The following is a 13,260-nucleotide window of genomic DNA, read 5'->3' as shown; positions in this document are numbered from 1 at the left end:
TTTTTTTCAAAAAAGGATTTCCACTGCAATCGGGGCTATGTTGAGGTTTTGTCTTTCTTTTCAACGATTTTTAAAACCCCACAAAATTAGTTTATAAATATTAAAAATGTTACAGAAAAAGTAGTTTTCATCGCTCCAGCCTTGTCAAGGTTCGAAACCTAGACAAGGCTTCAATTGCAGAAAAAGCGGATGAACACGTGAAGATGCCTCAAAGTAATGAATCAACGGCTCAACGAAATAAATCAAAACCTTATCGAAACGTGTTTTCTCTGTAATTTTAATAATTATCGGGATTCGAGGCGAGAGCCTTGTCAAGGTTCAAAACCTTGACAAGGCTTATACTTTGGAGTTTTAAATCAATTCTGAAAAGGTTTTACAACTAAGTAAAGAAAAATAATGTCGTACCTACGGCACTTTCATTTTTGGATTTACATTTACTACAAACATTTTGCTCCTAACGGAGCATCAAAAGCTTGCTGGTTTTTTTTACTAAATTTTTACCAAAGCTCCGCTAGGAGCGGAATGTTTTTAGAAATTATTTCTTCTGAAAAATGAAAACTTCGTAGGAGCGAGATTATTAGATTTTTTCGTAAATATAAATTGTAGGATTTTGTTTATTTAGATGTTAAGAAATGATGAGAAAAGTCGTACCTACGGTACTTTCATTTTTGGATTTACATTTACTACAAACATTTTGCTCCTAACGGAGCATCAAAAAAGATTGCTTATTTAAAAAATTACTTATTTTTCACCAAAGCTCCCTTAGGAGCGGAATGTTTGTAGAAATTAATTCTTCTGCCAAATGAAAGCTCCGTAGGAGCGATACGTTGAGATATCTCATCTACCATTCCAATTTTCGATTTGAAATAAGGCTAACTCATCAAAAATCAACTTTGACAAAGCTTTATTAATTCTTAAATTAGCCAACCAAAACCAATCGACAAAAGCTAACAACCAAAAACCGATTGCCAAAAGCCAAACCTATGACTCAAGAATTTTTGGGAAATTCCCAATTCAACATATCAAACCAAGCGGTTTCCGCAAGCTGTCCGTCCAATATTGCACTCATCAAATATTGGGGGAAATACGAAAACCAGATTCCCGCAAATCCCAGCATCAGCTACACATTGAACCATTGCAGAACCAATACAACAATGGAGTTTTTCGCAGGAGAAGAATTCTCGGTTCAGACTTTCCTATCAGGAAATGAAGAACAAAAATTCGCTGAAAAAATCGAAAAATATTTCAAAAACATCGAACAATATCTCCCTTGGATTCTAAAAGGAAAATACATCATCAAAACTGAAAATACCTTTCCACACAGTTCAGGAATCGCAAGTTCTGCATCCGGTTTTGGCGCGATTGCAAAATGTCTTATGAATCTGGATGATATCTTTTCAGGAAATTCTGATTCAAACTTTAAAACTAAAAAAGAAAGTTTTTTAGCTAGATTGGGCAGTGGAAGTGCGTCCAGAAGTCTTTACGAAGGTTTGGTAGTTTGGGGAAAAACCGAAGAAGTGCAAGGGAGTTCAGATTTGTTCGCAGTTCCTTACAATAACGACGAGATTCATCCGATTTTCAAAAACTTCAATGATTGGGTTTTACTGATTCACGAAGGTCAGAAATCCGTTTCGTCCACAGTTGGTCACGGCTTAATGAACACCAATCCTTACGCCGAAAGACGTTTCCAAGAAGCTCACGAAAACTTCACAAAACTAAAAACCATTCTCACGACAGGCGATATGGAAGGTTTCATTAAACTCGTAGAGCACGAAGCGCTGACACTTCACGCAATGATGATGATGAGTGAGCCAGCTTTTATCCTTATGCAAACCAGAACTTTGCAGGTCATTAATAAAATCTGGGAATTCAGAAAAATCACAGGTTTGGCTTTGTTCTTCACTTTGGATGCAGGCGCGAATGTTCATTTGCTTTTTCCAAATGATATTGATAACAAAAGAATCACAGATTTTATTACTAGAGAATTGATTCCGTTTACTCAGAAAAGTGGGGTTGTGAAGGATATGATGAGGTTTTAATTTTTGTAGAATGTATTATGTACAAAGTAAAATGTACTTAATACTTTTTACATTCTACTTTTTACAAAAGAAAATTATGAAAAAACTTTCCCTAATACTTCTAATAATCATCTCTTGTTTCGGAAATGCACAGACTGTAACAGAGCCTAAAAACAACCCGAAAGAATGGTCGCAATCTTACGAACCATTCAGAATTGTCGGAAATCTATATTACGTTGGAACTTATGATTTGGCTTCGTATCTCATTGTGACGAACAAAGGAAATATCCTTATCAACACCGGTTTGGCAGATTCTTATCCTCAAATCAAAGCCAATATCGAGAAGCTCGGATTCAAATACAAAGACATCAAAATCCTAACCTTGACTCAAGCACATTTTGACCATATGGGCGCAATGGCAGACATCAAAGCAGAAACTGGTGCAAAATTTTATGTGGACGAAGCAGAATTAGCAGAGCTGAAATCCGGTGGTAAGTCAGATTATGAATTAGGGAAATATGGCGTGACATTTAAACCATTAACGCCCGATTTTCTTTTGAAAAATAATGACAAAATCAATTTAGGAAACACGACTTTGACTTTGCTTCATCATCCAGGTCATACAAAAGGTTCGTGCAGTTTTATCTTCGAAACCAAAGATGAAAACAGAAAATACAAAGTTTTGATTGCCAATCTGCCTTCCATTATCATCGACCACAAATTTTCTGATGTTCACGCTTATCCAAATATGCAAAAAGATTATGCTTACACTTTGGAAGCGATGAAAAAGCTGGATTTTGATGTTTGGGTCGCGTCTCACGCCAGCCAATTCGACCTTCACAAAAAACGAAAAGAAGGTGATGCTTACAATCCAAAACTGTTTATGGATAAAGAAAATTATTTCAAAAGATTGAAAGATTTGGAAGATGATTATTTGGAGAAAGTTAAAGAAGAATCGAAATAAAACATATTATTCATCGTTTTAAAATTAAAAAAGAATGAAGAATAAATTTCTACTTTGCAACATCATTTTTATTTTGAGTCTGATTATTCTTTTCTTGAATGACCATTTTTTGAAATTACATTTTCACAATTGGTTTACGGGAAAATTATCTGATGTTGCTGGAATTGTTTTACTTCCATTTTTACTAACTTATTTCTTTCCAAAACTTCAGCAAAACTCTGTTTATATTACAGCCTTATTTTTTACGTTTTGGAAATCTCCTTATTCAGAAAAATTCATTGAAATCTATAACGTGATATCACCGATTTCGATTCATCGAGTTGTTGATTATACGGATTTAATTGTGCTGTTTTTTCTTGTTATTCCATATTGTTTTTTTAGAAATCAAGATAAAATTAATTCAGTTGTGATCAATAGATTGTCTCCAGTTTTTCTTGTTTTTCCAAGTGTTTTAGTTTTGATGTCGACTTCACCATCACATTATTACAAGTATGTTCCTTACAACGGGAATTTGATTTTTGATAACTCAACATCTTTTATAATACCTAAAACAAAAGAAGAATTATTGGATGAGTTTAAAAAAAGAAACGTCAATGTATATAAAGACACGACAAGAATTATTGCGGAAAACAAATGGAGATATTTTGAAGCAGTAAGAGTAAATCAGAAAAATCTTAACAATAATAAGGAAATCTTTAAGGTTGCAAACGACAGTGTAAAAGAATTGATTCTAAAAGAAATTGATAGAAGTAATGATTATAAGATTGATAAACTGAAATTAGATGACCAAACTATAGAGAATATACAGTTTTATATGCAAAAGGACGAAAGTGGTTCAGGAACTTCTTTTAGTCTGAAGTCAATAACAATTGAAAGGAATCTCAGAGAAGATAAAGTTGAGAGGAAGTTAAGAAAGGTTTATAAAAAATTATTGGAAGAAGAATTTAAAAATTTTTAAAATGCAAATCCACCACATCGCCATCATCTGTTCCGATTACGAAGTTTCCAAAAAGTTCTACACCAAAGTTTTAGGCTTGAATATCGTTCGTGAAGTTTACCGTGAAGCGAGGCAGTCTTATAAATTAGATTTGGCAATCGGAGAACATTATGTGATTGAGCTATTTTCTTTTCCAAATCCGCCGGAACGACCATCCAGACCAGAAAGTTGCGGACTTCGTCATCTCGCTTTTTCTGTTGATAATGTTGAAGATAAAAGAAATGAATTAGTAGAAAAAGGTCTGAATTGTGAAGAAATCAGAATCGATGAATTCACAGATAAACGATTCTTTTTTACTTCTGACCCAGATAATTTGCCTCTGGAGTTTTATGAGAATTAGACTTTGGAAAAATCATTTATCATTCATCAATTATCATTCATCAATTATCATTTATAACTAATGTGCGTAACCTGTCAGAAAACTCACGGTCATAATGGCTAAAACAATTAATGAAATTATGACATAAGTATAATCTTTCTCCTTCAGATAGCCGATTAAGGCAAAGATAATTCTTACTAATGGCGTTAAAATTAAAAGTAAAATTCCCAATTGGATGATTGCCATTCCTTCACCTTTGCAAAGTGAATCCCAAAAACTTCCCCAGACTTTTTCTGAGGTCGTTCCCATATCCAAAAGTCTGTATTTTCTTGGCATTTTAAAACCTTCCGTAAAAAGTTTGATAAAGCCGATGAGAGAAGTCACCACGGAAAGGATAACGCCTAATCTCAATAGATTTCCAACGGAACGATTGAGGTCAACATCAGTAAAAGGTCTTGTTCTCATTTAATGGAAATTTTTATTGACACCGTTGTACATCATATAAATTGAAAGAATCGTGATTACGATTGCGAAAAATACTTTCAGTTTTTTTGTTTTAGAAATCATCAAAGTTTTGGAACCGATGAAACTTCCTACAACCACACCAATCAAAACTGGCGCGGCAATCACAGGAATAATTTGTCCTCTTTGGAAATAAATCAATGCACCTGCAACAGCTGTCACACCAATCATAAAGTTACTTGTTGTGGTCGAAACTTTGAAAGGTAATTTCATCATATTATCCATCGCCAAAACCTTCAAAGCGCCGGAACCGATTCCCAAAAGTCCAGACATTGCACCTGCAAAAATCATCATCAGAAATCCTGGAATCGTATTTCGGGAAGCATAATGTTTGATGCCGTCTTTGTCCGGAAAAGTACCATAGAGCTTGAGTTTATCGGCAAGGCTTCCTTTGATTAACTCTTCTTGATGGTCTGGTTTTCCTTTAAGATTTAATAAAACGGTGAGAATTAAAATACTCGCAAAAATAATCCCGATTGTATTCGGATTTAGAAATCCTGAGACTAGAGCTCCGAAAACGGCGCCCGTTGTGGTTGCGATTTCTAAAAACATCCCAATTCTCATATTGGTAAAACCTTCTTTCACAAAAGCTACAGCGGCGCCAGACGACGTTCCAATCACTGAAACGAGCGATGCGCCAATGGCGTAATGCATTGGAACACCAAAACCTAAGGTGAGCAAAGGAATGATAATCACGCCACCACCCAAGCCGGTGAGAGAGCCCATCAATCCAGCTGCGATTGCGCCAATGAAAAGAATTATGATTTCTGACATATCGCAAATATAGAACCTTTAACAGGAATTTAGTCCTTTAAAATAAAGAAATTTGAATGTTTTTGATTCCTATAATTTCTACCAAACTTATAGGAAATGAGCAAGTTTAGATTTAATTTTATCCAAATTTAAAACAATAACACCCGCGAAAAATCTCTATTTTTGTAATTAAATATTGACAGATGAAAATCGGAATTTTATTATTGAGTCTTCTCCCTATTTTGGGTTTTTCGCAGACTTCGGAAGAGGCATTGATCAAAGCTTCAATTAATGGTTTGTTTGATGGGATGAAAACGTCGGATTCCAGTAAGATTTCCAAGGCTTTTTCGAAAAGTGCCATTTTGCAGACCATCACGAAAAATGGAGAAGTCAAAAGTGAAAATATCAAAGATTTTGCTGTGAGTATTTCCAAAGCGGAAAAAGGAAGTTTGGAAGAGAAAATCACATTTTCGAATATTTTGATTGATGGAATCTGGCTTCGGTCTGGACGCCTTATGAGTTTTATTATCAAGGGAAATTCTCACATTGTGGTGTCAATTCTTTTCAATTGATAAAATCTAATAACGAGTGGAAAATCCAATACATCATCGATACTAGACGAAAGGATAATTGTAAAAAGTAAATTTTATAAATCAAAAAATCTTGAATCTAGGTTCTTGATTTTAAAAATCTAAAAAAGAAAGAAAATGAAAATCGGAATTTTAGGAGGTGGACAACTTGGTAGAATGTTCATTCAGGAAGCATTGAAGTATGATGATGAATTCTATGTTCTAGATCCAAATCCAGAATGTTCTTGTGCAAATATTTCACATTATACGAGAGGTGATTTTAATAATTATGACGATGTTTTGGAATTCGGAAGAGACAAAGATGTGGTGACGATTGAAATCGAACACGTGAATGCAGATGCGTTGGAAGAGTTGGAAAATCTAGGTGTGAAAGTGGTTCCGAATTCAAATATCATTAAGATCATTCAGCAAAAAATTCTTCAGAAAAAATTCTATGAGGAAAACAGAATTCCGTCTCCAGAATTTGAAATTATGGACGGAAGTGAGGAAGAAATCAAAATCCAATTGCCTTTTGTTCAAAAGCTAAATACAGGCGGTTACGATGGAAAAGGCGTTCAGCTCATCCGAACAACGCAAGATTGGAGAAATCTCTGGACGCAGGAATCTGTGTTGGAAGATTTGGTGGATATTGATAAGGAATTATCAGTAATTGTCGCTAAAAACGAAAACGGAGAAATCAAAACTTTCCCTGTGACAGAAATGGTTGCAGACCCAAAACTGAATCTTCTCGATTTTAATATTTGTCCGGCTGATGTTTCGGAGGAAACTCAAAATCAGATTGACATTATCGCGAAACAATTTATCAATTCTGCAGATTCCGCTGGACTTTTTGCCATCGAATTGTTTCTTGATAAAAATGGAAAAATCTGGGTCAATGAGACTGCGCCAAGACTTCATAATTCTGGACATCAATCGCAAGAAGGCAACGCCAATTCGCAGTTCGAGCAATTTTACAGAGTGGTGACAAATCTACCTTTGGCTGATACAGACGCTTTCGGATTTTCGGGAATGTTGAATTTGGTTGGTGAAGAAAATCACTCAGGAAAAGTAAAATACGAAGGTTTGGAGGAAGTCTTGAAATTACCAAAAACCTACGTTCATCTCTATGGAAAAACCGAAACAAAACCTGGTAGAAAAATGGGACATATCAATGTTTTGGCGGATTCTAGAGAGGAATTGATGGAAAAATTGGTTTACATTAAATCTTTGGTGAAAGTGATTACGAATTAGAATAGTTTTAGTACTATTTCTGATGTTTTAAAAATTTAAATTAAATTATTTATTATTTTAAAATATTATCTTATTGAAAGAATATTTTAAGTATTATTCAATAATATTATTTTATTGTTGAATTATTATAATTCTTATTTTGTCATAACTAATTGATTGTTAGTTTGTTTTTATGTAAAACATATCAAAGTTTTATTATTTGTGTTTGTAAAATCTATACCTTTGCACAAACACAAATTGATGAGAGACAAAATTTATTTATCTCTTGCTGCATTTTTTTATATCACCACGAGTGCACAAGTAGGTATGGGTATTAATACCGCGACTCCGAGAACTGACGTTGATGTCAATGGCAGTTTCAAATCCAACAACATCATTGCAGGCACTGTAGATCAGATTGGTCTGGAAGAGAAGGACAGATATCTGCTCCTTACCCAAAGTACTGCAGATAATAGTATCAAAAAGATAGATCCGAGAGTTTCCGGCAGTCCGGGAATTGCAACCATTGCGACTTACAAGCTTACCAATGTTGGCGGAGATTGGGTAGAACAGTTCAATACCAGAATCAATACATCAGACTTTGCAGTCGTGATTTTGTCAGCCTATTTTGACAGAGATCTTACATTGGGAACGTCCGGAATCTTAGCAATGCCATCTTTCGGGGTTCGGAATATCGGAGGCTTTTGGAATCTGTATGCAGATTATTCCGGAATGTCTTCTGAAACCAATGGAACCTGGACTTTTGTCTGCGCCATCTATCCGAAGACCTATGTTAAGATTTTTGGAGAAAGAACCAAAAGTCTTGGAAATACTTCTTCCGGGACAGAGACTACACCTATTTTAAATCCATAAAAACACAGATGAAAAATTATTTTAATATCCTTTTGCCAATGGTATCAGGATTTCTTTTCTCACAAAATGTGGGAATTAGAACCACTTCGCCTACCGAAAAATTTGATGTGAACGGAAGTGTTGCCATTGGGACTTCTGTTTATTTAGATCCCAATACTTACACTGCAAATCCAAATGGTTTTGATGTGATTGCCGTAGATCCTCAATCCAGCGTTGTGAATGGGAAAGTGATGAAAGTTGAAACGCTTTACACTCCAATTATTATCCAGCCATATTCTATTAATAATATTTATAGAGATGATTTGAACAATCTTGATCTTCAGATTTCCTCTGAGAAATATATGGTTGCCATTACCAATTTTGAAGCTATTCCCAGCTCAACAAACAGTTCTCAACCCAACAATGGTGTGTATTCTACCAGCGATGTAAAAGGTCATTTTGTAATCCGCGCATTTGAGTCGGATGGGACTTGGAGAATTAATATCGGATATCCAACCCTGAATACACAATACACCAGTGGTCGCTACACCTACAATTTTGATGTCATTCTCTTATCGAAAAGATTTTTCAAGGTTTTGAATCAATCTGTGACGACTTATAATCTACGAGGTGACGTCATTGGTGATGCGGGAGTTGCGCCAAGTGGCATTTAATATTTAACAAAACACAAAATTACAATGAACAAAATTATATCAGCCATTACAATTCTTTTTTTTGGGCTTGCGTTTTCACAAGTAGGCATAGGGAAATCAAATCCTGTGGAGACTTTGGATATCAATGGGAATATGAAACTTTCTAAAAATCTTTATCTCGAAAATCCAGGTGTATATCTAGGATCTTCTATCAATTCTTATCTGATGGTAAAAGACAACAGCAACAATGTTCTCAAAAGATATGTTCCAGAAACTGCGAGTTACAGTGCTATTAATAGTGTGACTTACGCTTTTACAAGAGTTAATTTCTCGGGACTTACAAATTATGACACAGGAATTTCATCTTCTGCTTATTATCTGACAATTGGTGGTTACATCATCCGTGGAGGAGGCGATAGTTCGAATGTTTATGTCACGGGAAACAACAACAATATTCCAATGTATTCTGCCAGAGCTTTTGTGCAAAATGGAACTTGGAGACTCACATTTTTGCCTAATCACAATCGTGTTTTTACCGTTCCAGCAGAACAAACCCAAAAGAATATTGAGATCAGGCTTAACATCATTGTTTATAAAAGAGATATGTTGACAATGGTGAATCCCACAATCATCCATAATATGAATGCCAATACTTCTGGAGAAGGAACAGCAACGCCACCGGAAAAAATGTGATACTGAGTCCGAGAAATTATTTCACATTAGACGATAGTGAGACGCATCGTATAAAAACAAAAAGCAAGGTCCAAAACCTTGCTTTCTTTGTATCGTTAGATTGGAAATTATTTAGCTTTCAATTTGTCAAGTGTATTGTTGTAAGCTTCTTTGGTGTCTTCAGTGGCTTTTTTCGTCGCATCTTTTGCGTCTTGTCCGGCTTTGTTAATCGCTTCTTTGGTATCTTTCGCGGTTTCTTTCATATCCTGCTTTGCATTTTCTGTCGCTACTTTTGCTTTGTCAACCGTGTTGTCCACGCCTTGTTTTACATCTTGCGCTACATCATTCACAGCCGTTTTTGTTTTCTCCCAAGCTAGATTTGCATCAGCTAAAGCTTGTCTCGCAGCCGCTTCTGCTTCCTTATCTCCTTTCTGGATGGCGGCGTCCAAATCTGCTTGTGCTTTATCTACTTTTGCTTTTGCCTCGTCGTTTGCCAAAGTTGTTGTTTCTGTAGTTTCTACGACACTTAGCGTGTCTTGTCCGTCTGTCGTTACAGTGGTTTCATTTTTCTTGCAAGATGTTGCGAATAGAAATGTAGCTGCGGAAGCTACGATCAAAATTTTTTTCATTGGTTTAAAAATTAATTATTGTTTATGTTTTTAATTGAAATTAAAATTAAAAAATTAATTGACTCACCAATCAATTATTATTCCTTTCTGCGAAATTTTATCATTCCAGGTTTGTAATTAATGATAAAAACGCCGCTTATAATCAAAAGAGTTGCAATGAGAAATTTTTCGGAAATCTCTTCTCCCAAAATTAGCCAACTTAGAAAAATACTGATAATCGTATTGACATAAGAAAGAATCGAAACCTGCGTGGGAAGTAATGTTTTGAGTAAATAATTATAAGCATAGAACGCCAATACAGAACCAAATATTCCCAAATAGATGATCGCAGAAATACTTTTCGCAGACCAAGTGGAAACATCAATCGCATCTGAAAATGAGAATGCGAAAATCAATTGTACAATTCCTGCAAAAGCAAACTGATAAAACAAATTAAGAAAAAGATTTTGATTTTGGAGGTTCAGTTTTTTGGTGTAAATCGTTCCCAAGCCCCAACACATCAATGCAATAATCAGAATCAACAATCCCATTCTGTATCCCGGATTCATCAAATCATTGAAGCCGTCCCAGAAGATAAATATTACGCCAGAAAAACCCATCAAAAGCCCAATCATCGTACGGAAAGTGAATTTTTCCATCCCGATAATCATACTTGCAATGAAAATGAAAACCGGAGAAAGTGCGCTGATGAGTGAAGTCAAACTGCTCGTCAATTCTTTCTCTGCAACCGTTGTCAGTCCATTGGCGCCGATCAACATTAGCGAAGAAAGTGTGATTTGGATTCTGAAATTTTTCCAGCCAATCCATCTCAATTCTTTTTTGAAAAGCAAAATAGGCAAAAGAATCAAGGATGCCAAGAACTGTCGAAGTCCCGCCACAAACCAAGGAGGTACAGTTTCTACCCCGATTTTTATACCAAGAAAAGTAGTCCCCCAAACGATGGCGACAATGCAGATAGCGATAATGGTTCTGGAATTCAAAGCTGAAAATATAAGCGACAAAGATATTTCAAAAACTTCGGTTTTGCGCATAAATCTTTATCTTTGAACATCTAATAAAAATTTGAAAAATGGTCGGAATAATAATGGGAAGCCAAAGCGATTTGCCAATAATGCAACAAGCCGCAGATTTTCTAAAAACTTTGCAAATCCCTTACGAATTGACAGTAGTGTCTGCACACAGAACGCCTGAGAGAATGTTTGATTATGCTAAAACTGCGAAGGAAAGAGGTTTGAAAGTCATTATCGCGGGAGCTGGCGGTGCTGCACATCTTCCAGGAATGGTTGCCAGTTGCACCACTTTACCTGTGATTGGCGTTCCAATTTTATCTTCAAATTCCATCGATGGTTGGGATTCTGTTTTATCGATTTTGCAAATGCCATCCGGAATTCCCGTTGCGACAGTTGCTTTGAATGGTGCGACAAATGCCGGAATTCTCGCTGCAAAGATTATTGGAACTTCTGATTCCGAAGTGTCTCAAAAATTAGAAATTTACCAAAACTCATTGAAAGATAAAGTTCTCGGAACTGTGGATGAGATCAAGAAATTGCATCCGAATGAATTTGATAAGTGATAATATTTTATGAAAAAAGTAGCCATATTAATTTTAATTACAATTTTTAATTTATCATATTCCCAAACAACTAATGCAAATCTAAACAATCAGTTACAGTTACTTAGAAAATATTCTCTTGAAAAAAAATATAAAGAGGTTTTAGGTTTCACACATCCAGAAGTCATTAAAATGTTTGGGGGGTCAAGATAAAATGATTCAAATGACAACCGTACAATTAAAAAAAATGGAAAATGATGGTTTTAGTATTTTAGATATTACATATAAAGAACCTTCCAGCTTTTTTAAAGTAGGAAAAGAGACACAAGTAACTATTCGACAAGAAATTCTTATGAAAGCACCCAAAGGAAAGATTCTTGGTGGCTATACGATGATTGGGATTTCAAAAGATGATGGTAAGAACTGGAAATTTATTGACACTTCTGGAAAGTCGAAAGAAGTGATGCTTAAATATTTTCCTAATCTTAGTCCTGAAATTGTAATTAAACCAAAGACGAAGAAGATTCTCGATTAGATTTTACTTATCCAAAATCCCACGAATCTTATTCGCATTTGTAATCAACTCTTCCAAATATTCAAAATTCTCCTTTTCCAAGGCAGATTTGAATTTTCTAAGTTGCGTAATATGTTCATTCAAAACGTCTAAAACATTTTCTTTGTTTTGGCGGAAGATCGGAACCCACATTTCCGGATGCGATTTTGCCAAACGAACTGTGCTGGAAAAACCAGAACTCGCCAACTGAAAAATAGTGTCTTCCTCACGTTCCTTTTCCAAAACCGTATTCGCCAAAGCGTAAGAAGTAATATGAGAAATATGAGAAATGTAAGCTGTGTGAACGTCGTGCGAATCGGCATTCATATAAATTGGATGCATTTCCAGATTTTCAATCACTTTTTCAACAATTGCCAAAGCATCAGAATCTGAATCTTCTCGGTTGCAAATCACGGCTGCTTTTCCCGCAAAACTGTCTTTGGTGGCGGATTTCGGACCAGAGTTTTCCGTTCCCCACATTGGATGGAATGCAACGAAACGTTTTCTATTCGGATGATTTTTAATCGATTCTATGATTCCGGATTTTGTAGAACCAACGTCCATTACGGTTTGATTTTCATTAATTAAATCCAAAACCGAAGGCAAAACTTTCCTCGCCGAATCCACGGGAATGGCAATGATAATCAAATCGGAATTCTTGACGCCACTTTCCAAATCTGCTTTTTCATCAATGATATTTAGTTCGAGAGCTGTGTTTAGATTTTCTTCATTTTGGTCGATTCCATAAACGAAATTGGTGAAGTTTTTTTCTTTCAGTTTCAATGCGATGGAGCCGCCAATCAATCCGGTTCCAATAATTCCTATTTTCATCTGTAAATACTTATTTTTTATTATGTCAGATGGAACGCAAAGCGTTTCATTTACAATATTTTTTCATTAATAATTTAAAACAAAAAACCCCGTCAATAGGACGAGGTTTTGATATTGCTACATACGAATCCTAATCCTTTTTGAAG

The 13,260-nt window shown here is 35.4% G+C and carries 17 protein-coding genes; 12 read left to right on the top strand and 5 right to left on the bottom strand.

What is annotated here, in order from left to right:
• Positions 1-983 precede the first annotated feature (983 nt).
• From B0I22_RS06445 to gloA2, 4 genes are all read left to right on the top strand, one after another.
• Entirely contained in the window at positions 984-2,039 is a 1,056-nt protein-coding gene (locus B0I22_RS06445; RefSeq protein ID WP_133943810.1) for a diphosphomevalonate decarboxylase, read from the top strand.
• A 76-nt stretch (positions 2,040-2,115) separates the two neighbouring features.
• Entirely contained in the window at positions 2,116-2,982 is an 867-nt protein-coding gene (gene blaESP / locus B0I22_RS06440; protein WP_133943809.1) for an ESP-1 family subclass B3 metallo-beta-lactamase, read from the top strand.
• A 34-nt stretch (positions 2,983-3,016) separates the two neighbouring features.
• A complete protein-coding gene (locus B0I22_RS06435; RefSeq protein WP_133943808.1) occupies positions 3,017-3,940 on the top strand; it encodes a hypothetical protein in 924 nt (307 codons plus the stop codon).
• 1 nt (position 3,941) lies between these two features.
• On the top strand, positions 3,942-4,319 hold the full coding sequence (gene gloA2 / locus B0I22_RS06430) for an SMU1112c/YaeR family gloxylase I-like metalloprotein (RefSeq protein ID WP_133943807.1): 378 nt from the start codon (positions 3,942-3,944) through the stop codon (positions 4,317-4,319).
• A 57-nt stretch (positions 4,320-4,376) separates the two neighbouring features.
• Here the strand turns inward: gloA2 and B0I22_RS06425 are convergent, their stop codons facing one another.
• Together B0I22_RS06425 and B0I22_RS06420 are read right to left on the bottom strand one after the other, a co-directional pair.
• On the bottom strand, positions 4,377-4,763 hold the full coding sequence (locus tag B0I22_RS06425) for a DUF1634 domain-containing protein (protein WP_133943806.1): 387 nt from the start codon (positions 4,761-4,763) through the stop codon (positions 4,377-4,379).
• Positions 4,764-5,594, bottom strand: a complete 831-nt coding sequence (locus B0I22_RS06420) for a sulfite exporter TauE/SafE family protein (protein ID WP_133943805.1) — start codon at positions 5,592-5,594, stop codon at positions 4,764-4,766.
• Positions 5,595-5,776: 182 nt separating this feature from the next.
• Here B0I22_RS06420 and B0I22_RS06415 point away from each other — a divergent pair, with 182 nt between their 5' ends.
• The 5 genes from B0I22_RS06415 (at position 5,777) to B0I22_RS06395 (ending at position 9,570) form a co-directional block, all read left to right on the top strand.
• Positions 5,777-6,145, top strand: coding sequence for a nuclear transport factor 2 family protein (locus tag B0I22_RS06415; RefSeq protein ID WP_246022153.1), 369 nt, complete (start codon positions 5,777-5,779; stop codon positions 6,143-6,145).
• Positions 6,146-6,280: 135 nt separating this feature from the next.
• The gene (locus B0I22_RS06410) at positions 6,281-7,393 is read left to right on the top strand and encodes a 5-(carboxyamino)imidazole ribonucleotide synthase (protein WP_133943804.1); all 1,113 of its coding nucleotides are present in this window, start codon (positions 6,281-6,283) and stop codon (positions 7,391-7,393) included.
• A 240-nt stretch (positions 7,394-7,633) separates the two neighbouring features.
• Positions 7,634-8,245 carry a hypothetical protein gene (locus tag B0I22_RS06405; protein WP_133943803.1) on the top strand — a complete coding sequence of 204 codons (612 nt, stop codon included), beginning with the start codon at positions 7,634-7,636 and terminating at the stop codon, positions 8,243-8,245.
• A gap of 8 nt (positions 8,246-8,253) precedes the next feature.
• Positions 8,254-8,898: a hypothetical protein gene (locus tag B0I22_RS06400; protein ID WP_133943802.1), complete on the top strand. Its 645-nt coding sequence runs from the start codon at positions 8,254-8,256 to the stop codon at positions 8,896-8,898.
• 24 nt (positions 8,899-8,922) lie between these two features.
• Positions 8,923-9,570, top strand: a complete 648-nt coding sequence (locus B0I22_RS06395) for a hypothetical protein (protein WP_133943801.1) — start codon at positions 8,923-8,925, stop codon at positions 9,568-9,570.
• A gap of 107 nt (positions 9,571-9,677) precedes the next feature.
• On the opposite strand, the gene B0I22_RS06390 is transcribed toward B0I22_RS06395, so the two are convergent.
• Positions 9,678-10,178 (bottom strand): hypothetical protein, encoded by a 501-nt coding sequence (locus B0I22_RS06390; RefSeq protein WP_133943800.1) that lies wholly within the window; start codon positions 10,176-10,178, stop codon positions 9,678-9,680.
• 77 nt (positions 10,179-10,255) lie between these two features.
• A complete protein-coding gene (locus B0I22_RS06385) occupies positions 10,256-11,209 on the bottom strand; it encodes a DMT family transporter (RefSeq protein ID WP_133943799.1) in 954 nt (317 codons plus the stop codon).
• 38 nt (positions 11,210-11,247) lie between these two features.
• On the opposite strand from B0I22_RS06385, the gene purE reads away from it, so the two are divergent.
• The 3 genes from purE to B0I22_RS06370 are packed head-to-tail and all read left to right on the top strand — an operon-like array spanning position 11,248 to position 12,265.
• Positions 11,248-11,751 (top strand): 5-(carboxyamino)imidazole ribonucleotide mutase, encoded by a 504-nt coding sequence (gene purE / locus B0I22_RS06380; protein WP_133943798.1) that lies wholly within the window; start codon positions 11,248-11,250, stop codon positions 11,749-11,751.
• A gap of 9 nt (positions 11,752-11,760) precedes the next feature.
• On the top strand, positions 11,761-11,943 hold the full coding sequence (locus B0I22_RS06375; RefSeq protein ID WP_133943797.1) for a hypothetical protein: 183 nt from the start codon (positions 11,761-11,763) through the stop codon (positions 11,941-11,943).
• Between the two features lie 10 nt (positions 11,944-11,953).
• Positions 11,954-12,265, top strand: a complete 312-nt coding sequence (locus tag B0I22_RS06370) for a hypothetical protein (protein ID WP_133943796.1) — start codon at positions 11,954-11,956, stop codon at positions 12,263-12,265.
• 3 nt (positions 12,266-12,268) lie between these two features.
• On the opposite strand, the gene B0I22_RS06365 is transcribed toward B0I22_RS06370, so the two are convergent.
• Positions 12,269-13,114: a prephenate dehydrogenase gene (locus B0I22_RS06365; protein ID WP_133943795.1), complete on the bottom strand. Its 846-nt coding sequence runs from the start codon at positions 13,112-13,114 to the stop codon at positions 12,269-12,271.
• Positions 13,115-13,260 lie beyond the last annotated feature (146 nt).

The sequence above is a fragment of the Epilithonimonas xixisoli genome, assembly GCF_004365655.1.
GTDB lineage: Bacteria > Bacteroidota > Bacteroidia > Flavobacteriales > Weeksellaceae > Epilithonimonas > Epilithonimonas xixisoli.
Note: the sequence above shows the minus strand (reverse complement) of the source record. Positions and strands in the feature narration are given on the sequence as shown.

Coding starts and splice junctions, on each gene's coding strand:
- B0I22_RS06445 (WP_133943810.1), top strand. CDS start 984: ATGACTCAAGAATTTTTGGGAAATTCCCAATTCAACATATCAAACCAA.
- blaESP (WP_133943809.1), top strand. CDS start 2,116: ATGAAAAAACTTTCCCTAATACTTCTAATAATCATCTCTTGTTTCGGA.
- B0I22_RS06435 (WP_133943808.1), top strand. CDS start 3,017: ATGAAGAATAAATTTCTACTTTGCAACATCATTTTTATTTTGAGTCTG.
- gloA2 (WP_133943807.1), top strand. CDS start 3,942: ATGCAAATCCACCACATCGCCATCATCTGTTCCGATTACGAAGTTTCC.
- B0I22_RS06425 (WP_133943806.1), bottom strand. CDS start 4,763: ATGAGAACAAGACCTTTTACTGATGTTGACCTCAATCGTTCCGTTGGA.
- B0I22_RS06420 (WP_133943805.1), bottom strand. CDS start 5,594: ATGTCAGAAATCATAATTCTTTTCATTGGCGCAATCGCAGCTGGATTG.
- B0I22_RS06415 (WP_246022153.1), top strand. CDS start 5,777: ATGAAAATCGGAATTTTATTATTGAGTCTTCTCCCTATTTTGGGTTTT.
- B0I22_RS06410 (WP_133943804.1), top strand. CDS start 6,281: ATGAAAATCGGAATTTTAGGAGGTGGACAACTTGGTAGAATGTTCATT.
- B0I22_RS06405 (WP_133943803.1), top strand. CDS start 7,634: ATGAGAGACAAAATTTATTTATCTCTTGCTGCATTTTTTTATATCACC.
- B0I22_RS06400 (WP_133943802.1), top strand. CDS start 8,254: ATGAAAAATTATTTTAATATCCTTTTGCCAATGGTATCAGGATTTCTT.
- B0I22_RS06395 (WP_133943801.1), top strand. CDS start 8,923: ATGAACAAAATTATATCAGCCATTACAATTCTTTTTTTTGGGCTTGCG.
- B0I22_RS06390 (WP_133943800.1), bottom strand. CDS start 10,178: ATGAAAAAAATTTTGATCGTAGCTTCCGCAGCTACATTTCTATTCGCA.
- B0I22_RS06385 (WP_133943799.1), bottom strand. CDS start 11,209: ATGCGCAAAACCGAAGTTTTTGAAATATCTTTGTCGCTTATATTTTCA.
- purE (WP_133943798.1), top strand. CDS start 11,248: ATGGTCGGAATAATAATGGGAAGCCAAAGCGATTTGCCAATAATGCAA.
- B0I22_RS06375 (WP_133943797.1), top strand. CDS start 11,761: ATGAAAAAAGTAGCCATATTAATTTTAATTACAATTTTTAATTTATCA.
- B0I22_RS06370 (WP_133943796.1), top strand. CDS start 11,954: ATGACAACCGTACAATTAAAAAAAATGGAAAATGATGGTTTTAGTATT.
- B0I22_RS06365 (WP_133943795.1), bottom strand. CDS start 13,114: ATGAAAATAGGAATTATTGGAACCGGATTGATTGGCGGCTCCATCGCA.